General features: G+C 64.0%; 22 protein-coding genes and 4 tRNA genes. 16 read left to right on the forward strand and 10 right to left on the reverse strand.

Annotated elements, in window-relative coordinates; translation table 11 throughout:
- Positions 1-45: 45 nt before the first annotated feature.
- A tRNA-Arg gene (locus HMPREF0291_RS02345) sits at positions 46-121 on the reverse strand.
- Positions 122-181: 60 nt separating this feature from the next.
- Positions 182-1,546, reverse strand: a complete 1,365-nt coding sequence (gene mgtE, locus HMPREF0291_RS02350; protein WP_040423436.1) for a magnesium transporter — start codon at positions 1,544-1,546, stop codon at positions 182-184.
- Between the two features lie 303 nt (positions 1,547-1,849).
- Here mgtE and HMPREF0291_RS02355 point away from each other — a divergent pair, with 303 nt between their 5' ends.
- Positions 1,850-3,037, forward strand: a complete 1,188-nt coding sequence (locus HMPREF0291_RS02355) for an IS481 family transposase (protein ID WP_005287373.1) — start codon at positions 1,850-1,852, stop codon at positions 3,035-3,037.
- A 97-nt stretch (positions 3,038-3,134) separates the two neighbouring features.
- Here the strand turns inward: HMPREF0291_RS02355 and HMPREF0291_RS02360 are convergent.
- A tRNA-Arg gene (locus HMPREF0291_RS02360) sits at positions 3,135-3,210 on the reverse strand.
- Position 3,211: 1 nt separating this feature from the next.
- Positions 3,212-3,301, reverse strand: a tRNA-Ser gene (locus HMPREF0291_RS02365).
- Between the two features lie 78 nt (positions 3,302-3,379).
- On the opposite strand from HMPREF0291_RS02365, the gene HMPREF0291_RS02370 reads away from it, so the two are divergent.
- The 3 genes from HMPREF0291_RS02370 to HMPREF0291_RS02380 are packed head-to-tail and all read left to right on the forward strand — an operon-like array spanning position 3,380 to position 5,292.
- Entirely contained in the window at positions 3,380-4,411 is a 1,032-nt protein-coding gene (locus HMPREF0291_RS02370) for a histidinol-phosphate transaminase (RefSeq protein WP_005287379.1), read from the forward strand.
- 53 nt (positions 4,412-4,464) lie between these two features.
- Complete coding sequence (locus HMPREF0291_RS02375) at positions 4,465-4,878, forward strand: hypothetical protein (protein ID WP_005287382.1); 414 nt, start codon at positions 4,465-4,467, stop codon at positions 4,876-4,878.
- 30 nt (positions 4,879-4,908) lie between these two features.
- Positions 4,909-5,292 (forward strand): phage holin family protein, encoded by a 384-nt coding sequence (locus HMPREF0291_RS02380; protein WP_005287384.1) that lies wholly within the window; start codon positions 4,909-4,911, stop codon positions 5,290-5,292.
- Positions 5,293-5,357: 65 nt separating this feature from the next.
- Here the strand turns inward: HMPREF0291_RS02380 and HMPREF0291_RS02385 are convergent.
- Positions 5,358-5,445 (reverse strand) — tRNA-Ser (locus HMPREF0291_RS02385).
- A 48-nt stretch (positions 5,446-5,493) separates the two neighbouring features.
- On the opposite strand from HMPREF0291_RS02385, the gene HMPREF0291_RS02390 reads away from it, so the two are divergent.
- On the forward strand, positions 5,494-6,453 hold the full coding sequence (locus HMPREF0291_RS02390) for an NAD(P)H-quinone oxidoreductase (protein ID WP_005287387.1): 960 nt from the start codon (positions 5,494-5,496) through the stop codon (positions 6,451-6,453).
- Positions 6,454-6,464: 11 nt separating this feature from the next.
- On the opposite strand, the gene HMPREF0291_RS02395 is transcribed toward HMPREF0291_RS02390, so the two are convergent.
- Entirely contained in the window at positions 6,465-7,727 is a 1,263-nt protein-coding gene (locus HMPREF0291_RS02395; RefSeq protein WP_005287390.1) for an aminotransferase class V-fold PLP-dependent enzyme, read from the reverse strand.
- Between the two features lie 118 nt (positions 7,728-7,845).
- Between HMPREF0291_RS02395 and wzm the strand changes: the two genes are divergently transcribed.
- Positions 7,846-8,694: a galactan export ABC transporter permease subunit Wzm/RfbD gene (wzm, locus tag HMPREF0291_RS02400; protein WP_050748853.1), complete on the forward strand. Its 849-nt coding sequence runs from the start codon at positions 7,846-7,848 to the stop codon at positions 8,692-8,694.
- Positions 8,695-8,704: 10 nt separating this feature from the next.
- Positions 8,705-9,523 carry a galactan export ABC transporter ATP-binding subunit Wzt/RfbE gene (gene wzt, locus HMPREF0291_RS02405; protein WP_005287396.1) on the forward strand — a complete coding sequence of 273 codons (819 nt, stop codon included), beginning with the start codon at positions 8,705-8,707 and terminating at the stop codon, positions 9,521-9,523.
- A gap of 186 nt (positions 9,524-9,709) precedes the next feature.
- Here the strand turns inward: wzt and HMPREF0291_RS02410 are convergent, their stop codons facing one another.
- Positions 9,710-10,630, reverse strand: a complete 921-nt coding sequence (locus tag HMPREF0291_RS02410; RefSeq protein ID WP_005287399.1) for a hypothetical protein — start codon at positions 10,628-10,630, stop codon at positions 9,710-9,712.
- An 89-nt stretch (positions 10,631-10,719) separates the two neighbouring features.
- On the opposite strand from HMPREF0291_RS02410, the gene glfT1 reads away from it, so the two are divergent.
- Positions 10,720-11,637: a galactofuranosyltransferase GlfT1 gene (glfT1, locus tag HMPREF0291_RS02415; RefSeq protein ID WP_005287402.1), complete on the forward strand. Its 918-nt coding sequence runs from the start codon at positions 10,720-10,722 to the stop codon at positions 11,635-11,637.
- 18 nt (positions 11,638-11,655) lie between these two features.
- Here glfT1 and HMPREF0291_RS02420 read toward each other — a convergent pair whose 3' ends face one another.
- Positions 11,656-12,114: a GtrA family protein gene (locus tag HMPREF0291_RS02420; RefSeq protein WP_005287406.1), complete on the reverse strand. Its 459-nt coding sequence runs from the start codon at positions 12,112-12,114 to the stop codon at positions 11,656-11,658.
- A gap of 24 nt (positions 12,115-12,138) precedes the next feature.
- Complete coding sequence (locus HMPREF0291_RS02425) at positions 12,139-12,984, reverse strand: plasmid pRiA4b ORF-3 family protein (RefSeq protein WP_005287409.1); 846 nt, start codon at positions 12,982-12,984, stop codon at positions 12,139-12,141.
- Positions 12,985-13,025: 41 nt separating this feature from the next.
- Between HMPREF0291_RS02425 and HMPREF0291_RS02430 the strand changes: the two genes are divergently transcribed.
- The 8 genes from HMPREF0291_RS02430 (at position 13,026) to HMPREF0291_RS11200 (ending at position 25,246) form a co-directional block, all read left to right on the forward strand.
- On the forward strand, positions 13,026-13,244 hold the full coding sequence (locus tag HMPREF0291_RS02430; RefSeq protein ID WP_005287412.1) for a hypothetical protein: 219 nt from the start codon (positions 13,026-13,028) through the stop codon (positions 13,242-13,244).
- Between the two features lie 16 nt (positions 13,245-13,260).
- Positions 13,261-14,676, forward strand: a complete 1,416-nt coding sequence (locus HMPREF0291_RS02435) for an FAD-binding oxidoreductase (RefSeq protein ID WP_005287415.1) — start codon at positions 13,261-13,263, stop codon at positions 14,674-14,676.
- 40 nt (positions 14,677-14,716) lie between these two features.
- Complete coding sequence (locus tag HMPREF0291_RS02440) at positions 14,717-15,481, forward strand: decaprenylphospho-beta-D-erythro-pentofuranosid-2-ulose 2-reductase (protein WP_005287419.1); 765 nt, start codon at positions 14,717-14,719, stop codon at positions 15,479-15,481.
- A gap of 51 nt (positions 15,482-15,532) precedes the next feature.
- A complete protein-coding gene (locus HMPREF0291_RS02445) occupies positions 15,533-17,539 on the forward strand; it encodes a galactan 5-O-arabinofuranosyltransferase (RefSeq protein WP_005287422.1) in 2,007 nt (668 codons plus the stop codon).
- The gene (locus tag HMPREF0291_RS02450; protein ID WP_005287425.1) at positions 17,536-21,024 is read left to right on the forward strand and encodes an arabinosyltransferase domain-containing protein; all 3,489 of its coding nucleotides are present in this window, start codon (positions 17,536-17,538) and stop codon (positions 21,022-21,024) included. The genes HMPREF0291_RS02445 and HMPREF0291_RS02450 overlap by 4 nt, the downstream gene beginning before the upstream one ends.
- Positions 21,025-21,034: 10 nt before the next feature.
- Positions 21,035-22,975, forward strand: a complete 1,941-nt coding sequence (locus HMPREF0291_RS02455; RefSeq protein ID WP_005287428.1) for a M13 family metallopeptidase — start codon at positions 21,035-21,037, stop codon at positions 22,973-22,975.
- Positions 22,975-24,027, forward strand: a complete 1,053-nt coding sequence (locus HMPREF0291_RS02460; protein ID WP_005287431.1) for an alpha/beta fold hydrolase — start codon at positions 22,975-22,977, stop codon at positions 24,025-24,027. Before HMPREF0291_RS02455 ends, HMPREF0291_RS02460 begins: the two co-directional genes overlap by 1 nt.
- Before the next feature lie 97 nt (positions 24,028-24,124).
- Complete coding sequence (locus HMPREF0291_RS11200) at positions 24,125-25,246, forward strand: HNH endonuclease signature motif containing protein (protein ID WP_005287434.1); 1,122 nt, start codon at positions 24,125-24,127, stop codon at positions 25,244-25,246.
- 28 nt (positions 25,247-25,274) lie between these two features.
- On the opposite strand, the gene HMPREF0291_RS02470 is transcribed toward HMPREF0291_RS11200, so the two are convergent.
- Positions 25,275-26,201, reverse strand: a complete 927-nt coding sequence (locus HMPREF0291_RS02470) for a hypothetical protein (protein ID WP_156774785.1) — start codon at positions 26,199-26,201, stop codon at positions 25,275-25,277.

The following is a 26,201-nucleotide window of genomic DNA, read 5'->3' on the forward strand; positions in this document are numbered from 1 at the left end:
AGCGAAGGGCCCTACCTGAAACACCAGGTAGGGCCCTCATTTTATTGGTGCGCCCGGAGGGATTCGAACCCCCAACCTTCTGATCCGTAGTCAGATGCTCTATCCGTTGAGCTACGGGCGCGTGCTTTTTGCAACGAGATGTAACGGTACACCACGGTGAACAGCAGGAAAAATCAGCAGGTCACAGGCCCAGGACCGAGGTAGCGATGAGGAAGTAGATGATCAGACCCGTCGCATCGCAGAAGGTGGAGATGAACGGGTTGGAGAACACTGCCGGGTCAGCGCCCACCGTCTTCGCCACGATCGGCATGGCGCCGCCCACCGTCGCCGACATTGTGCAGATGGCCAGCAGGGTCGATCCGATGATGATGCCGATGTCCAAATCGTAGACCAACGAGGCCAGCACGAAACCGATCGAGCCGAGAACGGCACCCAGCATGAACCCGACACGGATTTCACGCCACATGACTTTGAGGATGTCGGCCTTGTGGACGTCGCCAAGCGCAAGGGCACGCGTCACGGTCGTTGCCGCCTGGTTGCCGGTGTTTCCGCCGGTGCCGGTGAGCAGCGGGATGAACAGGGACAGCACCACGGCCTGCTCGAGCTTCCCCTCGAACACGTCCAGGACCTGCACGGTGAGAATCGCCGAGATCGCCAGCACCAGCAGCCACACGATGCGCGAACGCATCAGGGTGAACACGGGCGTGGACAGGTACGGCCGCTTCAGCGCTTCCGAACCACCCTGGCGGGCGCTGTCCTCGGTGTCCTCGGACTCGACCACGGCCTGAGCTTCGTCGAAGGTGAAAATGCCCACGAGGCGGTTGTTGTTGTCCACCACCGGGATGGCCAGCAGCGCCAGCGGGAGGAACCAGCGGGCGGTGTCTTCTGCATCATCCTCCGCCTGCGCCCACGGCGAATCCTGCACTAGGTCAGACACAAGGTCATTGGCATCCGCGAGGAACAAGTCGCGCATCTTCACAATGCCCACCAGCTGCCGGTCTTCATCCATCACCGGGATGGTGTAGATGGTCTCCAGCTCCTCGGCCTCTTCGCGCAGCAGGTTCGCGACCTCTTGCGCGGTCATGTCCCCGTAGATCTCCGGAATCTCCGGGGACATCACACGGCCGACCGAGCCCTTTTCGTAGCCGAGGACCACATTCGTGTTCTCTTGGTCCTGCTCGTTGAGCTCTTTGAGGAGGCGGTCGGCCACCGGGGCGGGAAGCTCGTCGAGAAGCATGACGCGGTCTTCCGCACCCATCTCCTCGAAGAATGCGGCGACTTCATCGTCGCCAAGCGCGCGCACCATGTCGGCCTGGTGGTTGGGGTCGAGCGCGTCAAAAACAGCGCCGGCACGCTCGGGCGACAGCAGGCGGAACAGCACCGCACTGCGTTTGACAGGCGACCGTTCAATCAGCCAGATGATGTCGTTGAGCTGCGCTTCTTCCAACAGGCCACAGATCTTTTCGGCGTGGTCGCCGTCGATGTCGTGCGACTCGATCATGCGCTCGAGCTCAAGCAGGGCATCGTGCTGCTCAACGGTGGCCATGCTGGTCCTTTCGCCACGGGATATTCCGAAGCTTGAGGGTAGCGGAATATCCCGGCCAGCGAAGTCCGAGTAGGAGCTAAAAATGGTGCGCCCGGAGGTGTCTGAAGTCATGACATAGTTGACACGGCGTGCCTGGGACAGCATTCCTGATGGTTGACAGGTCAGTCGCGACATTGTTGACACTTAGGGGGTAGAAACAATCTGGGGTGATGGTTGACACCTCAGTCGCGACATCATTGACACCTCCCGCCACCCCCGCGTGTTTAGTGACGGTGCTGGTATCAGTCGGGACATCGTTGACAGATGAACAGCCCGAACCGAAATCTCGCCATCGTCAAAGCCGTCCGCGATCAAGGCGAACCAGTCACCAAAGTCGCCAAACGATTCGGCATCTCCCGCCAACGCATCTACAAGATCCTCTCCGAGTTCGACGCCGGAGGCGAACAAGCCATCGCCCCCAAATCGCGCGCGCCGCACACCCACCCCAATGCCGTGCCGGAGACCCTGCGCAACCACATCATCGACATGCGCAAAGAACTCACCAAAGCAGGTTTCGACGCAGGGCCCGACACCATCGCTTTCCACTTAGGACAACAAGGCCTGCGTGTGCCGTCAACATCGACGATCCGCCGGATCATCACTGAAGCCGGACTTGTTGCCCCGCAACCGCAAAAGAAACCACGCAGCTCCTACATCAGGTTTGAAGCGGCCATGCCCAACGAATGCTGGCAGGCCGACATCACCTACCTCTTCCTCATCGACGGCAGGCGCGTAGAAGTCCTCGACTTCATCGACGACCACTCCCGCTACCTGCTATCGATCACCGCCCGGCCAGCATTTACAGGGCCAGCTGTCGCAGCAGAACTACAGCGCCTCATCGACACCTACGGCCCACCGGCATCCACACTCACTGACAACGGGCTGGTGTTCACCGCCCGACTAGCCGGACGCAAAGGCGGCAGAAACGCATTCGAGAAAACACTTAACGACAACCGTATCCAGCAGAAAAACGGCCGGCCAGGCCACCCACAAACCCAAGGCAAAATCGAACGCTTCCACCAAACACTCAAACGCTGGATCAACGCACAACCACCAGCAGAAACCATCCCCCAACTACAACGGCAGCTCAACGAATTCACCGCCTACTACAACACCGAACGCCCCCACCGATCACTCGGACGCCGTACCCCACACCAGGCCTACACAACAGGACCTAAAGCTGAACCAACCTTCACCCCGAAAGAAGAATGGCGCACCCGCAACGACGTCGTCGCCGCCAGCGGCAAAGTCACCATCCGCTACGCCGGCAGGCTCTACAGCCTAGGAATCGGCCGAGCCCACAGCGGCGAAGAAGTCCTGATGATCATCACCGACAACCACATCACGACATCACTAAAAGAAACCGGCGAACCCATCACCGAGCACTACATCGACACATCCCGCAACTACCAAAAACCATACTGGCGAAAAGGCCAACCCCCACTGACCTGAAAACCACAACCGGCGCCTTGGAAAAAATAAACACCAAGACGCCGGTTTGTCCACCATGTCGCGACTCATCTGTCAACAATGTCGCGACTGATGACAATGGTGCGCCCGGAGGGATTCGAACCCCCAACCTTCTGATCCGTAGTCAGATGCTCTATCCGTTGAGCTACGGGCGCGTGGCGGAGATGACAGGATTTGAACCTGCGGACCTCGTGAAAGGTCAACTCCTTAGCAGGGAGCCCCAATCGGCCACTCTGGCACATCTCCAACGGCCTTCAGCAGGCCTGGACTTACATTACCCACATTCGTGCGGTCGGCCAAAACACCTGTCTAGAATCTTTGAGCATGATCCGCCCTGACCTCGCCGCCATCCCCGCCTACGTCCCCGGCACGTCTGATCCGGAGGCGTTGAAGCTGTCCTCGAACGAGGTTGCTGGCCAGCCTCTCCCGGCGGCTGCGGAGGCGATGGCCAAGGCCGCGATCACCGGCAACCGTTACCCGGACATGGGCACGACACAGCTGCGCACGGCGCTGGGCAAGCACCTCAGCGTCGATCCCGGCAACATCGCCGTTGGCTGCGGTTCGTCCGCGCTGTGCCAGCAGCTCGCACAGGCCACGTCCACACCCGAGAACAACATCGTCTTCCCGTGGCGCAGCTTCGAGGCGTACCCCATCTTCTGCCGCATCGCCGGGGCCGAGCCGCGACCGGTGCCTTTGCTTGACGACGGCCACCTCGACCTGCACACCATCGCGTCCACCATCGACGAACGAACGTCCCTGGTCTACCTCTGCTCCCCCAACAACCCGTCGGGCGCAGTGGTGACCCGCGCCGAGTTCGACGACTTCATGGCCCGCGTTCCGGACCATGTCACCGTGGCGCTCGATGAGGCGTACGTCGAGTTCAACCGCGACCCCGATGCCGTCAACGGCTGCGACGTTTGGCGGGAGCACGACAATGTCCTGTGTTTGCGCACCTTCTCCAAGGCGTACGGTCTGGCGGGCGTGCGCATCGGATACGCCTTCGGGCACCGCGAGCTGATCGACGCCGTGAACAAAGTCGGCGTCCCCTTCCAAGTCTCCGCCATCGCCCAAGCCGGGGCGCTCGCTTCGCTGCACCACTCCGACGAGCTGTTGGCCCGCCTCGAAGACACCATCGAGGTCCGTGACGAGGTCGCCGACCGCATCGGCGCCGCCCGCTCCCAGGCCAACTTTGTCTGGCTTCCTGCCGAGAAGTGCGACCGCGAACCAGCCTACATTGCCGCTGATCTTGCCCGGCGCGGTGTGCTCGTGCGCGCCTTCCCCGAAGGGCTCCGCGTGACAGTGACCGACCGCGAGGAAGCCGACGAGTTCCTTTCCGCGTGGGACGCGGTGACCTAGCCGGTCCCGCCGCTTAGTCCCCGCCCCGGGCAAAAATCCGTACGCTGGTGCTCATGCAGCTGAATTACTCTTTGAACTCCGGCTTCGCCACCGGCGACGGCTCTGCCCCCACCCGCGACAACGTTTCCGCCTGGATCGCGTGGGCCCCCGCGCCCGACGCGACGACTCTTTACTTGGCCCCGCGCGCGATGGCGCTGAACGACGACACCGTGCTCCTCGGTGTCCCTGTCGGCGACCTAGACGGCGTGGCAGATGCGCTGGCCGGGCGGAACATCGACCCGCAGCAGCTCTCTTACGGCCAGCCCGACGCACACGCTACGGTAGAGGTAGCCTCGCCGATTGCATTGGAGCAGGTGAAGGTAGTGGTCGCGAAAGACGGCCCGACGCGACGGAAAGCTCAGCGCGAGTTCGCCGAGATCCCCGGTGAGCGCCAGTTCCACATCATCCACGAGTTCTTCGAACAGTAAAAACAAGACCACTAAAGAAAAGGTAAGTTCATGCGTTTCATTGTCGACCTCGTAGTTACAGCACTGGCCCTGTGGCTGGTCACCGTTATCGTCCCGGGCGTAGAGATCTTCGGCGGCATCGGCGCGTTCATCTGGGTCGCCCTGGTGTTCATGTTCGTCAACGCGTTCATCTCCCCGCTGGTGAACCTGATCAGCTTCCCGCTGAAGGTTCTCACGCTGGGCTTGTTCTCCCTGATCGTTAACACCCTGCTGTTCTCCCTGACCGGCTGGATTTCCGACAGCATCGGTAACGGCCTGCAGATTGACGGCTTCTGGTCCGCGTTCTTCGGTGCCATCGTCATGGCGATCGCGTCCTGGATCGTCGGCGGCATCTTCCGCGCCATCGGCGGCGACAAGGTGAAGACTGACGCTTAAGTAACGTCCACTCCCCCACACAAGGCGCCCCCGCTGGGGCGCCTTTCGTCTTTGAGCGAAAGGTCTGGCGGAGACGAGGGGATTTGAACCCCTGGAGGTGTGACCCTCGCTGGTTTTCAAGACCAGTGCATTCGGCCGCTCTGCCACGTCTCCTTGCTGCCCGATCAGGGCGCCCACAAAACTTTACTACCCTGGGGCACCATGAAAGCAATTACCGTCACGGACCCAGAGAACCCGCGTTCGCTCGAGCTTGTCGACGCCCCCACCCCCGTCCTCCGCGAAGGCGAAGTCCTCGTGAAAATTCACGCGACCGGCGTCAACCGCGCCGACCTCGTGCAGGCGGAGGGCAATTACCCACCGCCGAAGGGCGAGTCCGAGATTATCGGCCTGGAATGCACCGGTGAGATCGTCGACGCAGGCGGCACCGACCGCAAGGTCGGCGACGAGGTCGCCTGCCTGCTCGCCGGCGGCGGCTACGCCGAGTACGTCGCGGTGCCGGAGGGCCAGCTCATGCGCATCCCGGACGGACTGTCGCTGATCGAGACCGCTGCTGTCATTGAGGTGGCCACCACCGTCTGGTCCAACCTGGGCATGCTCGCCGGCGTCGGCGAGGGCGACCGCGTCCTTATTCATGGCGGTTCCGGCGGCATCGGCTCGTTTGCCATCCAGCTGTGCAAGGCACTCGGTGCGGAAGTCGCGGTCACCGCGGGCTCGGCAGAAAAGCTCGAGTACTGCAAGGAGCTCGGCGCCGACATCCTCATTAATTACAAAGAGCAGGATTTCATCGACGAGCTCAAGGGCTCCTGCGACGTGATCCTCGATGTCATCGGCGGGCCCTACCTAGAAGACAACATCAAGTCCCTGGCGACCGACGGCAAGCTCATCGTCATCGCTGTGCAGGGTGGCCCGAAGGGCGAGCTCTCGCTGGGCCGGATGATGCCGCGCCGCCTGTCAGTGCACGCCACGACCCTGCGCGCTCGCCCGTGGGCGATGAAGGCAGATATTTGCCGCTCCACCGAGGAGCACGTGTGGCCGCTCATTGAGGACGGTTCGATCAAGCACCAGCTGACTAAGACGTTCCCGCTTGCCGACGCCGCAGCAGCTCACGACCACCTCGACTCCGGCACCTCCACCGGGAAGGTCGTCCTTGTTGTCGATTAGCCCGAAGCCAGCTACGCCAGCGACGCGACGACGCGCATGACCTGCTCGATGTCCTGGTAGGTATTGAACGGCCCGAGGCCGACGGTCACACCGCCACCGATTTCCTCCAGGCCCATATCCGTCAAAAGCGGGGTCGGCCGGGTCAGGGTGGTCACGATGCCGTTGTCGAACAACCGCTCATACACCGTCGGCGCTGGCACGCCCTGCACACCGAAGGTCAGGCGCGGCAGGCGTTCCGTCGTCGCATCCGCCGCCGCCTCCCCGGAGCTGCCGAGAATGTGCACGTGCGGCCACGTACCCAGGAAGGTGTACAGGTCATCGCGTAGACCACCCAGGTAAGTCGACATCTCAGCCATCGAACGGTCGAGGCGTGCCCGGCGCGTGCCCCGGCCGGGCAGCTCCGGCGCGAGACCCGCCAAGTGGTCCACAGCAGCGGTGACACCTCCGGCAAGACCGGGGGCCACGCCGGCGCTGACGATGCCCAGCACCTGTGAGTCGACACGCTTGAGCATCGCCGCGTCGCGCAACACGAGCGCCGCGACCTGCGGCCCTCCCAGCGCCGCCATGTCCAAGGCGACGATGTCAGCGTCCCACTTATCAAAATCGATGCGGTGGTACGGGGCGTACGCCGTCGCGTCGACAAGCACCCAGGCGCGCGAACGGGAGCGGACACGCTCGGCAATCTCGGACACTTCCGTCACCGACCCCAGTTCTGCGTGGGCGGCGGGAATGGAGACGAGGCGGGTGGAGCCGTCGACAAGCTGCTCGTATTGCCACGATGGAAGCTCGCCCGTGCCCAGCTCAGCGTGAGCCGTGCGGACCTGGGCCCGCGCCCGCGACACGGCCGTGCGCAATTCGCACCGGTCCAGGCTGCTGACCACCACAGACGAGTCGTACCGGAACTGCGGCTCCATCGACGTGACCAGAGCGCTGTAAAGCACCGGCAGGCTGGCACCGAGAATCACCCGGTCCGCGCTCGCCCCCACGAGGTCTGCCACGGCATGCCGCGCGGCCTCCAGCAGATTGTCACCCTCAGGACGACCGACAGACTGCCCCGAGTGCGAACCGGAGTGAAACTCACGCGCCGGCACCTGCGGCGCCATCCGGAACGACCGAGACACAGCCGCGGAAACGCGCTCCGGGATCTGTGGGCAGTCGTGGGAATTCAGGTAAGTCCAGCCGTCGGAAAGCGAGGCGTACAGCCCGCGAACGCGGTACACGTCATACTCCGCACCGTAATCCACGGTCTCCTCCTTCCGAACTAAGTGTTTCACTAGTATGCACCCATACCAGGCGGGACGCACCATCGGCCCCTTAGCAATATTTAAGGATCTTGGCACTAAGCTGTTAAGTGTGCAAGACAAGGCAACATTGCTTTCCGACGTCTCCCGCATGACGTCCTCCGCCGACGAGACCACCCCAGCGTCGAAGTCCAAAACCTTCCGCGCTGCGGCAGCCGACCTCACCCGCGGGTGGGGCCAGTACGAACTGTGGCTGCAATTGGGCTGGCAGGACATCAAACAGCGCTACCGCCGCAGCGTGCTCGGCCCACTGTGGATCACGATCGCTACCGGCGTGATGGCGCTGGCCCTGGGCCTGCTGTACTCCATGCTGTTCCAGATTCCGGTGCGCGACTTCCTGCCGCACGTCACCGTCGGCTTCATCGTGTGGGGCTTCATCTCCGGGTGCATAAGAGACGGCGCGAATGTATTCATAGAGAACGAAGGGCTGATTAAACAGCTCCCCTCTGCCCTGTCTGTCCACGTGTACCGCCTGGTGTGGCGCCAGCTGCTGTTCTTCGCGCACAACATGGTCATCTGGCTCGCGCTCGTGCTGATCTTCCGCCTCGAGCTGGGGTGGGATCTGTTGCTGTTCATCCCGGCACTGGCCCTGATGATCCTCAACGGGGTGTGGGTGACCATGCTGTTCGGGATCATCGCCACGCGTTTCCGCGATGTCGCGCCTCTGCTGGAGGCGCTGGTACAGCTGCTGTTCTACGTCACCCCGATCGTCTGGACCACCCAGACCCTGAAGGAGCAACGCGGCGATGTCGCCCAGCGCGCCATGCTCGCCGAGCTCAACCCCCTCTACCACTACCTTGAAATCGTCCGCGCGCCCCTGATCGGCCGCGACCTGGCCGCTTATCACTGGTGGATCGTGCTGGCCTTCACTGCTGTCGGCCTGCTCGCCGCCCTGCTGGTGATGCGCCAGTGGCGCTTCCGCGTACCGTACTGGGTGTAAGGAGTTTCACGTGGTTTCTATTGACACCTACAACGCCTGCGTCGACTTCCCCATCTTCGATGCCAAGTCCCGCTCCCTGAAGAAGGCCGTCATGTCCTCGGCCGGAGGGGCGATCGGCAAGAACGCCTCCAACACGGTCGTCGTCGAGGCGTTGAAGGACATCAACCTGCACCTGCGCGAAGGCGACCGCGTCGGTCTAGTCGGCCACAACGGCGCCGGCAAGTCCACCTTGCTGCGCCTGCTATCTGGCATCTATGAACCCACCCGCGGCGTCGCCGATGTCCGCGGCCGCGTCGCCCCCGTCTTCGACCTCGGCGTGGGCATGGACCCGGAGATTTCCGGCTACGAGAACATCATCATCCGCGGACTGTTCCTCGGCCAGACCCGCAAACAGATGAAAGCCAAGATGGACGAAATCGCCGAGTTCTCCGAGCTCGGCGACTACCTGGCCATGCCGCTGCGCACCTACTCCACCGGTATGCGCGTGAGGTTGGCACTCGGAGTGGTCACCTCCATCGAGCCCGAGATTTTGCTTCTCGACGAAGGCATCGGCGCCGTCGACGCCGCCTTCATGGCCAAAGCCCGCGTCCGGTTGGCTGAACTGGTCAAACGCTCCGGCATCCTCGTCTTCGCCTCCCACTCCAACGACTTCTTGGCGCAGCTGTGCAACACCGCACTGTGGATCGACAAAGGAGAGGTCCGCCAGGCCGGGCTTGTCGACGACGTCGTCGAAGCCTACGAAGGCAAAGAAGCCGGCGACTTCGTCCGCGACCTGCTCGTCCGTTTCGACGATGAGGACCGGGACGATCAGGCAGACCAGGAGGGCTAGGGGCCTAAACTCCAGGGCCCCGGGCCCCCAGCCAAAGCATCAGCGGTGAACGATATGAGCATTTCGGCCCCGTATCGTTCAGGCCATAACCCCCTGACCTGCACTTACTGCTCGGGACTTATAGGTCGGTGCGCTTAATCGTTCACACAGCCGCCGCGGCCGCTGCCCGGGCCATAACCGCCTGGTTCACAACCGCTGGGAGATCAGCTCCCTCAGCAACTGGGCGATCTTGCCCATCGTTCCGGCGGTGAATCTAAGTACTGTCCACCCTTGCATGACGCACCTGAGGTTGATGGCCGAGTCCCGGTCGCGCTGGCTACGCTGCAAGTGGTGCTCGCCGTCATACATGAGGCCGATCCCTAGTTCGGTAATAGCCAGGTCAAAGGTGGTAATGATGCCGTTGCCGTCGGAGACTGTCACCTGTTCGGACAGTTCCACCCCGAGTTCTTCGCAGATCTGTTGGACGATCAGCCGCATTTCGGTCTCTTTCGGGGAATCGGCGAGGTCACTGGACGCTCCGACGATCCTTTTCAGCCATGCGCGGGGCAGGCGGTTCCGGGCAGCGTTGTAAATGAGGTCGGGGTGGATGTTGAGGTGGCGGCGGGAAGCGTCGATAAGCTGCAGGGCTCTGAGGTCCGCTGGACTCCACCCGTCAACCGTGGCGACGGGCCACCGGATCTCCCCGGCGCGGATGCACTGCAGGGCTTCCACGACGGCGGACCCTGGCTGTGAGATCCGAATCGGCTGCCCCTGGTAACGGACAGTCCATATATTTCGCGGGCGGGCGCGGGTAATCCGCGGTGTGTATTGGGTCGCTTGGACGGTTTTCCGGACAGCGCCATGCAGTGTCGTATGGAACGAATCCGCAAAGAACCTCAGGCCGAACACGGCTAACGCGCTGAATCCGCTGACTGAGCAGCCGGGGTGCTCCAGCACCATCGCAACGGCCCGTGTGGCTGCGGGCGCCCGGTACCCCAGCTCCGAAGAACGGGCCAAAGCGAACGGCTCCGCCATCCAGAACCGCCGCGAAACCTGCACCCCAGGACCGTCCAGGTAGAAACCGCCGTGCACATTAGCGGTGATGTCCATGTTGTTGCGCAATGCCATGGACTGTTAGACAGGCGCTGACCCCGTTACGGTTCCCTCACCGCAGCGCTTCCCTTATCCGTTCCCTCCGCCGTGGCACAATAGTCCCCATGACTTCCACCACCGATGCGCTGCTGAACCCGAACGGCACCACCGCGGCGGTGATTGTCACGCACAAGCGCGCTGGGCTGCTCAGGCACTCGCTGGAGATGGTGGCGAATCAGACTCACCCGGTCGATTGGGTGATCGTGGTGGATAACGGCGCAGAAGACGAAGTCCGTGAGTTGATCCAAGACCTTGCCGGCGACAAGGGCGTTTACATGGCGTCGCACACGAACCTCGGCGGCGCGGGCGGATTCGCATACGGCTTTCTGCACGCGCTCGCCCTCGGCGCGGACGCGATTTGGTGCGCCGACGACGACGGCCGCCCCGCCGACCCGGGCGTGCTGGAGGAGCTCTACCGCGTCGCCGCGCGGGAGGGTCTGACTGAGGTCTCCCCCGTCGTGGCCAATATCGATGACCCTGACCAGCTCGCTTTTCCGCTGCGCCAAGGCCTGATCTGGCACCGGCGCCGCAGCGAGCTGGAGGGAGACTACCTCCCGCAGTACGCGAGCCTCTTCAACGGCGCTCTGATCAGCGCAAAGGCGATGGAGCGCATCGGCGTGCCCGACTACCGCCTGTTCATCCGCGGCGACGAGGTCGAATACCACCGCCGCCTGGCCCAGTCCGGCATGAAATACGGCACCGCGCTGACCACCAGCTACCTGCACCCGGACGGCTCCGCCGAGTTCCACCCGATCATGGGCGGCCGCGCGCACGCCCAGTGGCCGGATAATGAGGTCAAGCGCTACTTCACGTACCGCAACCGCGGTTACATCATCGGCCAGCGCGGCATGAAGAAGATGCAGCTGCAGGAGCTGGTGCGTTTCGGTTGGTTCTTCCTGATCCAGCGCAAGAACCCGCGGGAGTTCCGCGAGTGGTTGCGCCTGCTGCGGATGGGCGCGAACGAGGACTTCCGCCGACCTTGATCCGGGCCGACGTCCGGATCAAGATGGATCAGTGTCGACGACGACCTTCGTCGGCTGCTTAAAGATAAGGACGCGCTGGAGGATGAAGTTGGTGATCGTCGCCACGCCTTGAGCGATGACGAAGGCGATGAAGTCTTTCCACGGGTCCTCGATGCCGAGCGCGATGAGCGGCGGATTAGTGATCCAGTAGAGGAACACCTGGATGCCGAATGTCGAGGCGTAGAGGATGAACACGGCTAGCGCCCGCTTGCCGGTGATCTTAGCCTGGAACGTGAACCGCGAGTTGAGCAGGTACGCGACGAGCGTGCCGAAGCACCAGCCGACCACTTTCGCGGACACGCGCGTGAAACCGAAGGAGTGGTCGAGCAGGTACGTCAGCCCGAAATCGAGCATTGCGCAGAAGATACCGATGATCACGAACCGCAGCAGCTGCCGCTTCGCGCTCATCGGGTGTGTCGTTTCAACCTTGGAGGTCACAGCGGTTCACCTTACCCCCACCAGTCACCGTCGCAGCAAAGCGCGGTACATGTCCAGCTTATCGACGGCACTCACGCCCCCGGCCCCATACCCGCCCACCGAGGCCAACCGCACGAGGGATCCGGCGCACAGGGAGCGGATCTGGCGGGCGGAGTATCTCTCGCCGCCTGGGTTGGCCCAGTTCAGGGCGCTCATGGTGGTTTCGATGACGTCGTCGGTGGTGTCGTCGTCAGCCAAGCACGACAGGGCGAGAACGGTGGACCAGAAGGCATCGCGGGCGAGCGGGGTGCGTTCGCGCGGCAGGCTGGCCAGCGTGTCGGCCACCAGCGGGTCGAGCTCGCACGGCCGCGGCAGGTCAATGGCCTGCAACAGGGGAAGGAAGTCGAGAGTGTGGGAGCGGTCGACGATGTCGACGACGTCATCGCGCGCGCCCGCGAGCACATTCTCAATCGCGGACGGCCCGAGCAGCTCCGCGTTGATGGCGGGGATGTCGAAGGGTTGATCGGCGAAGTCCCCGTGCCCGGCCACACACAGCGCGCTCGGGGTGGCGCTGTCGCGCGGGTAGATATCCAGCAAGGTGAGTTCGAATTGCCACAGCCCCCAGTGGAAAAACAGCCGGTCACCGCCCCGGCGCAGGTAGGAACCGATCTGCACACCGGCCTCCAGGCGGCCTGCATCCTCGGCGTCCGCGGTGAAGCGCGTTGGGCTCGGCGGGCCGTCCGGCATCGCGAAACAGACTTCCAGGACGCGCTGCACATCCTCGAGAGTGCTTTCGGAGTTCAGGCCGATGTGGCGGAAGACGGATTCGTCGGCAAGCATTGTGGCGCAGCGCACGAGCAAGGTGCGCTTGAGCTCGACCACGACCGACATGACCCCACCCTAGCGATTGCGCGCCCCGTAGGATGTCATCCATGCAGCAACCTGACAAACCCCACATGTCGGCGCAACTTGCCGACGTCCCCCTCGACGACTTCATGACGCGCCTGATCGCCCAAGAACTACCCTTGCTGGACAGCACCTCCCGGGGCATCGTCTACGAAGAGCTCCGGGCACACAAAAATGCAGGCAAACCGGTGATCACCAATCAGGGGGAGCTGCCAAAAAGGATCCGGGAGATCATGGAACTCTAGCGGTAGGGTGGGGTTTATGGAACTCCACACCACCACCAAGTCCCTCTACGGCTGGGGCCGCACCGCACCGTCCACCGCGCAAGTTCTAGCCACCGCCGACGTGGACGCGATCAAGGAGGCAGTGCGCCACGTCGCCGAAGACAACGCGACCCTGCCGGAAGGCAAGCGCCGCGGAGTAATCGCCCGCGGAATGGGCCGCTCCTACGGTGACCCGGCCCAAAACGGTGGCGGCCTTGTCATTGACATGCAGCCGCTGAACAAGATTCACGAGATCAATCCCGATACCGCGATCGTGGACGTCGACGGCGGCGTCACCCTCGACCAACTGATGCGCGCCGCGATCCCCTACGGCTTGTGGGTCCCGGTGCTGCCCGGCACCCGCCAGGTGACCATCGGCGGCGCGATCGGCCCGGACATTCACGGCAAGAACCACCACTCCGCCGGCTCCTTCGGCGACCACGTGGTTTCGATGGAGCTGCTCGTCGCCGACGGCCGCGTCCTGCACCTCGAGCCTGCTGGCACCCCGGATGACCCGGACGGCACCTTGTTCTGGGCCACCGTCGGCGGCATGGGCCTGACCGGCATCATCCTGCGCGTCCGCATCAAGATGACGCGCACCGAGACGGCGTACTTCATCTCCGACACGGTCCGCACCTCCACCCTCGACGAAACAATCGAGGAGCACTCCCACGGCCAAGAAGAGGGCTATACCTATTCTTCTGCATGGTTCGACGCCATCTCCGCCCCGCCGAAGACCGGCCGCTCCACCATCTCCCGCGGTTCGCTGGCCACACTGGCGCAGCTCGAGGAGTTCGCGCCGAAGCTGGCCAAAGACCCGCTGAAGTTCTCCGCCCCGCAGCTGATGACGGTGCCGGACATCTTCCCGTCCTGGACCATGAACCAGCTGACTCTGCGCGCCATCGGTGAGGCCTACTACTTCATGGGCAAGGATTCGAAGAACGACATCTTGAACCTGACGCAGTTCTACCAGCCGCTGGACATGATCGCGGAATGGAACCGCGGTTACGGCCCGGCCGGCTTCCTGCAGTACCAGTTCGTTGTGCCCACCGACGCTGTCGAGCCGTTCAAGCAGATCATCTACGACATTCAGTCCTCTGGCCACTACACCGCCCTGAACGTGTTCAAGCTGTTCGGCGACGGTAACAAGGCCCCGCTGTCCTACCCGATGCGCGGCTGGAACGTGTGCGTGGACTTCCCCATCCGCGACGGCCTGCACTCCTTCCTGGACCGCCTGGACGACCAGGTGATGGAATTCGGCGGCCGCCTCTACCTGGCCAAGGAGTCCCGCACGTCTGCCGAGAAGTTCCACCAGATGTACCCCGGCATGGCCGGCTGGCTGGAAACCCGCAACGCGATCGACCCGACTGGGGTGTTCGCCTCCGACATGTCCCGCCGACTCGAGCTGCACTAGTTGGCTGCGTAGCCCGCTCAAGAAACCGAAAGGAACCGCAATGCTGAACGCAGTAGGACAAGCACAGAATATTCTCCTTCTCGGCGGCACGTCCGAGATCGGCCTGGCCATCGTCTCCGAGCTGACCAAGCGCGGAGGCAACCCGACCGTCACCCTGGCTGCCCGCCAAGACAGCCCGCGTATCGACGCCGCTGTCGAAGAGGTCTCCCGCCACGGCGCCGGTAAGGTCCGCATCGTCGACTTTGACGCCTTCGACACCGACTCCCACCCGGCCGTCATCGACGCAGCCTTTGCGGCCGGCGATGTCGATGTGGCCATCGTCGCCTTCGGCACCCTCGGCGACCAGGAAGAACTGTGGCAGAACCAGCAGGCCGCTGTCGCGTCCGCCCAGACCAACTTCACGGCGCCGGTCTCCGTCGGCGTGCTGCTGGGCCAGAAGATGAAGCAGCAGGGCCACGGCACCATCATCGCCATGAGCTCGGTCGCGGGCATGAAGGTGCGCCGCTCCAACTTCGTCTACGGCTCCACAAAGGCCGGCATGGACGGCTTCTACACCCAGCTCGGGGAGGCGCTGCGCGGCAGCGGCGTCCACGTCACCGTCGTCCGACCCGGCCAGGTGCGCACCAAGATGACCGACGGCCTGGACGAGGCACCACTGACCGTGGACAAGGAAGACGTGGCCAAGGCTGCCGTCTCCGCAGCTCTCGACGGTAAGAGCCACGTGTTCGTGCACAAGCTCTTCGGCCCGATCTCTCTGGTGCTCCAGCACATCCCGGCACCGATTATGCGGAAGCTGAGCTTCTAACCGCTTCTTCTAATACCTGTTTGCGGCCGAGTCTGTGGGAGACTGTTCGGTATGACCACGGCCGTCACGGACACAAAAGAAGAGCCCAAGGAAGAGCTTCGCGGCAGCACGCGCGCCATCCGCGTCTACGACTACGAACCGGACAGCATCGACACGGTTGGCACGACCGTGCGCATGTTGGTCTACCCCCTGGTAGGAGGGGCACTCACGCTTGCCGCGTGGTACTTACTGCGTGCGTCGAGCTTGGCGGCGTTCAACGTCTCCATGGTCCCCCGCGCGTTGGCCACAGCGTGCTCATTCGTGGTGATTCTTGCGGTGGGCGCGTTGTTGCTCGCGTGGCTTCGCGACGAATCCACCTCCCGCCGGCGCCCCACCTGGCGCGTTTGGCTCACTGAGTTCGTCTGCTCGTTCGCCCCTGCGGGGTTGGTCGTGTCCACGCTGGGGATCCCGCTGGCCTCCACGAAGCTCTATCTCGACGGCATCCAGGTGGACCAGGGTTTCCGCACCCAGTTCCTCACCCGCATGGCCGACACCATGTCCAACCAGGACATGAACTACGCCGACTTGCCGGCGTTCTACCCGATCGGCTGGTTCTGGCTGGGCGGACGCCTGTCCGATGTTTTAGGCATGCCGGGCTGGGAGGTGTACCAGCCGTGGGCTCTTGTTTCTTTGGCGACCGCCGCGTCGCAGCTGGTCCCGCTGTGGCGCAAGCTCACCAGTTCGCTCCCGATCGCCACGGCGATTGCACTGGTAACCATCGCGATCATCCTCACCCAGACCCCCGACGAGCCGTATGCGGCCATCGTCGGCATGTTCGTGCCCGCCGCAGCTGTCCTCGGCTACTACGCCATGCGGGGATCGTGGGCGCCGACTATCACCTTGACTCTTTACCTGGGTCTCTCGGCCTGCTTGTACACCCTCTACACAGGCATTGTTGCTGTGACCATGATGGCGTTTGCCCTGACGGGGTTCTTGACAATGGAAGGCAAGCAGCGTTGGGTGCCCCTGAGACAACTCGCTTTGATGGGCTTCGGTTCGATCCTCATTGCCCTCATCGCGTGGGGCCCGTACCTCATGGCCGTGCTGCGCAGCCCGGAGACCACGCGCTCAACGGCGCAGCACTTCCTGCCGTCTGAAGGCGCGGAAGTACCCTTGCCGTTCTTTGACCTCTCCCTGGTCGGGTTGCTCAGCCTGGCGGGTCTGGTCTTTCTTGTGGTGCGGTTCCGCCGTCCGGAGATCGCACACATCAGCATTGCCGTGGGCGTGTGCTACGTCTGGGTGGTCGGCTCAATGGTGATCACGCTGGCCGGCACCACGCTGCTCGGCTTCCGTGTGGAGGTGCTTGTGGCGCTGCTGCTGTCCACCGCGGGCATCCTCGCGATCGCAGATCTGCGTTTGTCCGGTCTGGCCGTGCTCTACCCCAACTCGATTAGCAAGCGCTGCAGCCATCTCTTGACAACGCTGTTTGTCCTGCTGCTCGCTACGGCGACCTTGGGGTACGTGCAGCAGATCCCGGCGGAGAATGAATCCTTCATCGACGAGGCCTACGCCAGCACCGACGGCAACGGTGAGCGCTCCGACCTGCGCGAATCTGACGTCGGCCGCTACTACAAGCAGATGGACGAATACATCCAATCCCGCGGCTACACACCGGGCGAGACCGTGCTGTTCACCGACGAGATCAACTTCATGGCCTACCACCCCTACCGTGGTTTCAACGCGTTCACCAGCCACTACGCCAACCCGCTCGGTGAATTCGACGCGCGCAACGAGTCCTTGAAGCAGTGGGCGAACGGATCGTTCAACGAGTTGTCGAACCCGCAGGCGTTCGCCGCAGCTATTGACGACGCACCCTGGGCCCCGCCCCAAGCCTTCATCTTCCGCGGCAGCGAAACCGACCCGGAAGCGCCGTGGAAAACCCACATCGCGCATGACATCTTCCCCAGCCAGCCCAACGTGCACTATGAGGCTTTGTTCTTCAACCCGGCAGCCTTCAACTCGCCCGAGTGGGACACCCAGCAGTTCGGCCCCTTCGTGGTGGTGGTCCGGAACCGATGAAAGGTAGACGAGTGAATAACGTCGAGACGCAAACCGTGGTTGAGCCGACTGGCGGGTCCACCGCGTTCACGCCCGAATCCGACCCGCTGGCGCATTCCAAACGCGCGCCCCGGAATCTGGCGCTCACCGCGATGATGTCCGGCCTGCTCGCCTTCATCTTCTTCGCGCTGCTGCCGTTTTTGCCGGTCAAGCAGGTGCAGTCCTCGTTCGACTGGCCGCAGAACGGCTCGCTCAACTCCGTCAACGCGCCGCTGATTTCGCTGGCGCCGGAATCGCTCGAGCTGACCATCCCCATCAGCGTGCTGGAGGAGCTGGCCCCCGGCCAGTCGAACGTGCTGTCCACGCTGCCTGTGGACTCCACGGAAGCGCTCGACCGCGGCCTGTTCGTCACCGCGCCTGCCGACGGCAGCGTCAACGTCTCCTCGCTCAACGAGGTCGTCTTCGAGCTCACCGCTGAGGAACTGGCCACGCTGAGTGGTGACGCCGTGCTCGAAGTCTCCGCCACCGACGAAGCGCTAACGGTTTCCGTCCCGGGCACCGACTTCAGCGAAGAAACTGAGGACGACATGCGTCCCCAGGTCACAGGCATCTACAGCGAGCTCACGGGCGACGCCCAAGCACTTATCGACGCTGGCCTGACCGCCCACGTCGAAATCAACTCCCGCTTCACCTCCAGCCCGTCACTGGTGAAGTGGTTCGCCATGATCGCCGGCACGATCGCCGCCCTGATCGCCCTGTGGTCCATCGCTCGGATGGATGTGTTGGACGGCCGCCGCCTGAGCGTGTTGCGCCCGGAGTGGAGGTCGTTCAAGCCGTTGGATGGGGTCGTCGTCACGCTGTTGCTGTTCTGGCACTTCTTCGGCGCGAACACCTCCGACGACGGCTTCTTGCTCACCATGGCGCGGGTGGCCAACGAGTCGGACTACATGGCCAACTATTACCGCTGGTACGGCGTGCCCGAGGCTCCGTTCGGCTCACCGTTCTACGACTTACTGTCGCTGCTGTCGAAAGTCAGTACCGCGTCAGCCTGGATGCGCCTGCCCACGCTCATCGCCGGCATCCTCATCTGGTGGATCCTTTCGCGGGAAATCCTGCCGCGGCTCGGAGCCACCATCGCGACACGGCGCGTGTCCTATTGGACCGCCGCGTTCATGTTCCTCGCGTTCTGGCTGCCGTACGACAACGGCCTGCGCCCGGAGCCGATCATCGCCCTGGGCACCCTTGCTACCTGGGCGTCGTTTGAAAGCGCCATTGCTTCACGACGCCTCCTCCCCGCCGCCCTAGGAACCATCTTCGCCGCCGTGACCCTGGCCTGCGGGCCGACCGGCCTGACGGCCGTGGGCGTATTCCTCGTCTGCTTGCCGCAAGTGCTGAAGATCCTGTCGGAGCGGCGCGTCATCGCCCCGCTGGTGTCCTACGTCTTCCCGTTCCTCGGTGCCGGCTTCGCCGTCATGGTGCTCGTGTTCAAGGACCAGACACTGGCGACCGTGCTGGAGTCCACCTCCGTGCGCTCCGCCGTCGGCCCCGCGCTGGAGTGGTACAACGAGTACGTCCGCTACGCGACACTGCTGGAAGCAACCGTCGACGGCTCCCTGACCCGCCGCTTCCCCATGCTCATCCTCGTCCTTTGCCTGGTGCTGGTGCTGTGGAGCATGTCTCACTACGGCGCAGTCCCGGGCGCCAAGCCGGCACCGACGCGCCGCATGCTGGCGATCTTCGGGTTGTCGATGTTCTTCCTCATGTTCACCCCGACGAAGTGGACCCACCACTTCGGCATTTACGCCGGCATCGCCGGTGCCGCTGCGGCCCTAGGCGCGATCGTGCTGGCACAGGTTGCGGCACGCTCCCCGCGCGCGAGGACCTTCGCCCTGGCAGCGGTGATGTTCGTCTTCGCGCTAGCACTCGGCGGATGGAACGCGTGGTGGTACGTTTCCTCCTTCGCGGTCCCGTGGTGGGACAAGACAGTGCAGTACAAGGGTGTGGAGGCCAGCTCGGTCATGCTGGCGCTGTTCCTGCTCACGCTCGTCGTCGGGATTGTGCAGTCCCTGTGGCACAAGCCGCGGCCAGGTGCGGGCGAAGGCCCCGTAGCCGGCGCTGGCGGCACCAGCAGCACCCGGATCTCTCGCGCCATGACCGCACCGATCGCGCTCGCCTGCATTCTCATCGTGGCGTTCTCCTGCCTGACCTTCCTGAAGTCCTTCATGGACCAGTCGCCGGCCTACTCCGTCGGCATGGGTAACGTGCGCTCGCTCAAGGGCGAGACCTGCCAGATGAGTGCCGACGTGCTCTTGGAAGCCAACACGAACGACTCCTTCCTCACCCCCGTCGACGGCGTGCCGCTGGGCAAGTCACTGGAATCCGGTACGGTGCGCGGGTTCCACCCGGAGGGTGTCCCGGCCTACATCGACTCGGACAACGAGGGCGCCGCTAACGTCGGCGCCATCCAGAACACCCCGGCGACAGACAGCGGTGCCGGCAGCCCTGCCACCGGTGGTGCTTCCGGTGCCGACCAGAACGCATCGACCGCGACGACCGACACCGGCTCCAACACCCAGAGTGATGACGCCGGCTCCGACACGGTCCAGTCCACCTCCCGCGCCGCCACCCAGGGCAACCGCCCGTCGGACCAGATCGGCGTCAACGGCTCCACGGTCCGCCTTCCGTTCAACCTGGACTACAACCGCATCCCGGTGCTGGGCACGTTCAGCGAGAACGCGTTGAGCGCCTCGGAAATCAAGACGTCCTGGTTCGAACTCCCCGACGCCACCGAGGAAGCCCCGCTGCTGGTCACCTCCGTCGCTGGCCGGCTGGAGCACCGCAACATCAGCGGCGAGGAAAAGGAGGGGCAGACCCTCAAACTCGAGTACGGCACGCGCGATGAGGAAGGCAACGTGACCGAGATCGGCGACGTCGAAATGCTGGATCCGGGCCCGACGACGAAGTGGCGCAACCTGCGCTACCCCATCGCGGATCTACCGGAGGGCGCAAACGTCGTCCGCCTCGTCGGCGAAGACGTCAACCTCGACCCCGAGGAGTGGATGGCCCTGACTCCGTTGCGCAACCCCACGTTGGAGCCGCTCACCGAGGTCTTCGGCCCCGACGTCCCTGGCTTGCTCGACTGGCCGGTCGCGATGCAGTTCCCCTGCAACCGCACCTTCAACCACTACGCCGGTGTGACAGAGATCCCCGAGTTCCGCATCGCCGCCGACGCGAAGGCGAAGGAGCAGCTCTCCGGCTTCCAGGACTTTCTCGGCGGAGGAGCCATGGCTACTGCGGAGGCGGTCAACTCCGCCTACGAGATGCCCGGCTACCTCAACCAGGATTGGCACCGCGACTGGGGCTCGGCCTACCGCTACGTCCCGCGGACCAACTCCCGCGGTGAGACACCGGACGTGGCGGAGATCAACCACAAGACGATCACCCGCTCTGGCTTGTGGCACCCGTCCGACATGAAGATCAGGGATCCGTACGAGAACGAAGACTAGTCTGGAGGTCATGAACGACCTCTACCAACTAGTCAACGGCCCCTGGCTGGAAAGCCACGTCATCCCTGAGGACCGCGGTGTGGACGGCACCTTCCACGCCTTGCGCGACAAGGCGGAGGAGGACGTCCACGCCATCGTTGAGGCTGGCGATGACCGTGCAGCCGATCTATACGCCTCCTTCATGGACGTCGACGCGATCGACGCCGCCGGCCTGGACCCCCTTACCGACGATTTCGCCCTGCTCGACGTGGACACGATCCAGGATTTGGTCCGCGTCTTCGGCGAGCTGGAGCGCTCCGGTGTGGGCGCCCCGCTGACGTACTGGGTGGAAAAAGACTCGCTCGGCGAGGAGTCCGTGCCCTACGTGATCCAGTCCGGCCTGGGGCTGCCCGACGAGGCCTACTACCGCGAGCCCGCCCACGCCGAGACGCTCGAAGCGTACCGCGAGCACGTCGAGCGCATGCTCGGTTTCCTCACCGACGAGCAGCGCCGTGGATTCGGGGCGGGGGACGCGGCGGAGCGGGTGTTGGACGTCGAAAAGCGCATCGCCTCGCACCACTGGGACGTGGTGACCACGCGCGACGCTGTGAAAACGTACAACCCCACTGAGCTGGCGGAACTACCCGAGATCATCCAGACGCTCCTGCGCGCCTCCGGCCTTGAAGACGGCAAGGTCATCGCGATGATGCCCAGCTTCATCGACGAACTCGCGCAATTGCTTGTCGACGCCCCCCTCACCGACTGGCAACTCTGGGCCACCTGGGCCATCCTGCGCTCCCGCGCCGGCCTCCTCCCGCAGCACATCGGGCAGGCGAACTTCGAGTTCTACGGCACCGTGCTCTCCGGTGCGACCCAACAGCGCGACCGCTGGAAGCGCGGCATTGCGCTCGCGGAATCGCTGGTGGGTGAGGATATGGGGCGCGCGTACGTCGCAAAGCACTTCCCGCCGGAGCACAAACAGCGCATGCTCGACCTCGTCGACCACCTCGTGCGCGCTTACGAAGAGCGGATCAGCCAGCTGACCTGGATGTCGCCCGAAACGCGCGAGCGCGCCCTAGAGAAACTGGGCAAGTTCACCGCGAAGATCGGCTACCCCGACGAGTGGCGCAACTACGACGGCTTGACGTTCGACCGCTCCGGCGCCCAGCTCGTCGCGAATGTGCGCGCCGGCGCCGCCTTTGAGCACGACTACCAGCTGTCCAAGATCGGCAAGTCGGCCGACCGCGGTGAATGGGTCTCCACCCCGCAGACCGTCAACGCCTTCTACAACCCGGTGGTCAACGACATCACTTTCCCGGCCGCGATCCTGCAGCCGCCCTTCTTCGACCCCGACGCGGACGCCGCCGAGAACTTCGGCGCGATCGGCGCCGTGATCGGCCACGAAATCGGACACGGCTTCGACGACCAAGGCTCGCGTTACGACGGCGACGGCAACCTCAACTCCTGGTGGACCGACGCCGACCGTGCCCGCTTCGAGGAACTGACCGCCAAGTTGATTTCGCAATACGACGGTCTCGTCCCCTCCGTCCTGTCCGGCCGCGGAGGAATCCGCGGGGTGAACGGCGAGTTCACGCTCGGCGAGAACATCGGTGACTTGGGCGGGCTTGGCATCGCCGTCGTCGCGTACAAGGACTACCTGGCCGAGCAAGGTCTCGACCCCGCCACCGACCAGGGCCCCGTGCGGACCTTCCACGCCCCCGGCGCCAGCGACACCATCGACGGGCAGGAATTCACCGGCCTGCAGCGCCTCTTCCTCGCGTGGGCGCGCGTGTGGCGCACCGCCATCCGGCCCGAAATGGCCGCGCAATACCTGGCGATCGACCCGCACTCGCCGTCTGAGTTCCGCTGCAACGTCGTCGCCAGCAACATCGCCGAGTTCTATGAGGCCTTCCCCGACGCCGCCGAAGCCCCGGACGCAGTCGCGGAAGCGGACCGCGTGGTGATCTGGTGATGCCCGACCAACCTGGCCAACCCGACCAACCGTACCGCGAGGCGCAGGACCGGATGCGCCACACCCCCTCCCCCGAGGAACCTGCCGCGCCACTTCCCGCCGGTGAGGCTGGGCCGTTGAACGATCAGGGTTCGCCGGAGTTCAACGTCGGTGGTGTCGAGCGCGCCCTGTCGCCGAAAGAGCAGCTCGAGCAGCTGATCAGCTACATGAACGCCACCTACCCCGCACCGGATACGCCCCCGCCGTGGGAGGGCGGCACCGGCGACCCGGCCGAGGCAGACCGCTACATGGGACACCTCGCTGACCGCATCACCCACGCGTCCATGCTCATGCTCGGTTCCGGGCTCGACCACACGATGCCAGGGGTCGCGTACGGGATGAACATCGCCAAGATCCGCGATCTGCCCGCCCTTTCCGACATCCCCGACACTCCCGGAGAGCCGGAACTGCTTGCCCGCGTGTTCGTCCCCAGTTCCCCAACCCGCCGGTGGGCCGTCTCACTGCACCCGGGTGGCTTGTGGCGCGGTTCCGGAATCTCCCTTGAGCAGCACTGGCGCCCCGATGTTGCCGCGGCAGCGGAGTTGTCTGGCACCACGATCCTCGACTTGGACTACCCGCTGCTGCCCGGCGCCACCCTCGACGAGGTCGTTTCCAGCGTGCACAAAGCGCTTGACTACGTCGCAGCCCAAGAGCCGGCGTCAGTCACCCTTTGGGGTGCCGGCTCCGGCGCTGCGCTTGCCGTTCTCGCTGCTGAGCAGCGCAGTGTGGATGGGTTGGTGCTGACGAATCCGGGGCTTGGGAGCGTCGATAAGCTACCGGCGGAACTGCGTGGAAACCGCACCGTGCCAGCTCCGAGCGCATGGCCGCGCACGCTCGTGCAAACCGCGCTTTACGACGACACCACCCCACACCCCACCACCACCGAGGCCCACAACGCAACTGTCATTGAGTACCACTCAACACACACCATTGCGACGCCGGAGGAATCACGCCGCCGCATCTGCGACGTCGCTGATTTCCTCGCGGCCGTAGACGCCACAAACCCTTATTAGACTGCCGTAGAGGCCCGTCCGGTTCCATGAATCCGGGATTTGTGACGTATTCCAAAAACCCTTTCCTAGCTGCAAAAATGGGGTTAGTGTTGCGGGCATGGACACTTTCAATGACCTTGTCAGCGCACACAGCGCCCCAAGGTTGGGGGCGCTGAAAGACTTCAACAAACAACAAGCGTTGAACGCCGGCGTGGAACCGTCGGTGGTCAACAACTGGAAACTCGTCCACGACGCCTACTTCGGGGAAGGCTTATCGGACACCAAGCAAGCCAAAGCGGTTGCGAAGGCGACCGCGCTGGGCTTGTCCATCGGGATGCTCGCCACCATCGAGCGCGCCATCCGCCACATCAAACACGCCACCCGACGGCACACCATGCGCATGAAAGTGCTGTCGGCGGCCTCCCGCATCGGACGCACATGCGCCGCCATGTCGAAGCTGCTCAAGAACATCGTCCCGCCGAAGGAGCCGCCCGCTCGCCAGGAGCACGCCAGTATCAGCGAGCCGAAAGACGGTTATGCGACGTTGACGTTGACGGCGTCGGAGAAGTTCATGGCCGACTTGAAGCACCTGCTCATGTCCGGGCTGGACAGCGTTACTTCCCCCGGTCGCCATATGGCCGCCAAACTCATAGCACTGCTCAGAGACGGCGGCGGTGTACCAGAGGCCGTGCCTCGGCCCTTGCTGCTCGTCGGGTTGCCCGATTACACCAAGATCATGGACGGCGAGGGGGACGACGTCGTCCTCGGCCTCACCAACGGCACCACCATGACCGGCGCCGAATACCTCAACCAGATCGCATCCAACACCCCGCACCTGGAGGCGGCGCTGTTCCACCCGACTCAAGGGGCCGTGAACATGTACCGTTCACAGCGCCTGGCCAACGACAAGCAGCGCGACCTCGCCCGCGCGGTGCAACCCGTCTGTGCGCATCCCGACTGCCACCACGCCGCCGACCTGTGCCAAGTCCACCACGCAGACGCCTGGAAGAACGGCGGCGAAACCAACGTGTCCAACCTGGTCCCGCTGTGCCGCTACCACAACCGCATTAACGACGACGACCCCTCCATCCGCCGCACCCGCGGCCGCATCGAGATGCGTGACGGCAGGCCGGTGTGGATCTCCCCATACGGCAACGAACGGATCAACCCTCGGCACCGCTTTGGGGCAATGGATGTCCTTTTCGGGGCGGCCCCTGGTGAGCGGGCAATAGTGGCTTAACCTGGCCAGCAAGAGCGATAAGCGCCGTCTAGTCGTCAGCGTCGCGGTCGTCGGCGTCCTCTGTGTCGCGGCCGTCGGTGTCGTCTTCGGGGATGATCGGTCGGATCGCCGGCACTGGTTCGCTGCGGCCGTAGTCGCTGAGCCACACCTGAAGTCGGTCGGTGCCGTCGGTCAACCCGCGCTCCTCGGCTTCCTCGTGGTCGAGGTTGAAAATCAGATCGTCCTCGCTCTGGTCGATCCAGTCATGGACGTCATTGGTGTGCTCGTCGACATCGCCGTAAGACATGGCGGCGATGACCCAACTTGGGCCAAAGGACACCGAGCCGAACGCGCCGGAGCGATCATCGGACCAGCCGAACTTCGAGCCAATCACACCGGCCATTTGATCGGTGCCGAAGTCCTGTTTGAAGCCGTCCTCGGCAAAAGGGGCGTGGTTGGCCATGCCGCGGATGATGGGTTCAGCGACGGGATCGTCGATAATTGCGGTGATGAAGCGCGCGAGGTCGTACGGCGAGGTCGACGACCGGCCCCAAAAGCCACCGCTGTAGGTGTTGGTCAGCTCGAAAAGCTCGGCGACCTCGTTGATCGCCTCTGGGTACGCGGCATCCAGCTCGCCGGCGACGGCATCGGACGACGTGCGAATCATCCGCAGGACCTTCCCCTGATCCTCCGGTTTTCCCTCGAGCAGGACCCAGTAGCCAAGGTACAGCTTGGCCAAAGACAGTGCTGGTCGGGGGTCTTGGGCGCCCGGGGACCCGGTCCACCGGCCGTCGTCATGCATGACGACGAGATCAGTGCGCTCACCCGGATCCCCCGGCAGCACATCGACAGCCGCCGCAGGAGGCAACGGCGCGACTACGAAGGCCGCACCGACTACGCATGTTGCACTGGCTACGCCGGCAGTACTGACTGCTCTGGCTACGCGTGTCGCCGCGGCGGCAAAAAACCGCTTCAC

Source organism: Corynebacterium genitalium ATCC 33030, assembly GCF_000143825.1.
GTDB classification, from domain to species: Bacteria; Actinomycetota; Actinomycetes; order Mycobacteriales; family Mycobacteriaceae; genus Corynebacterium; species Corynebacterium genitalium.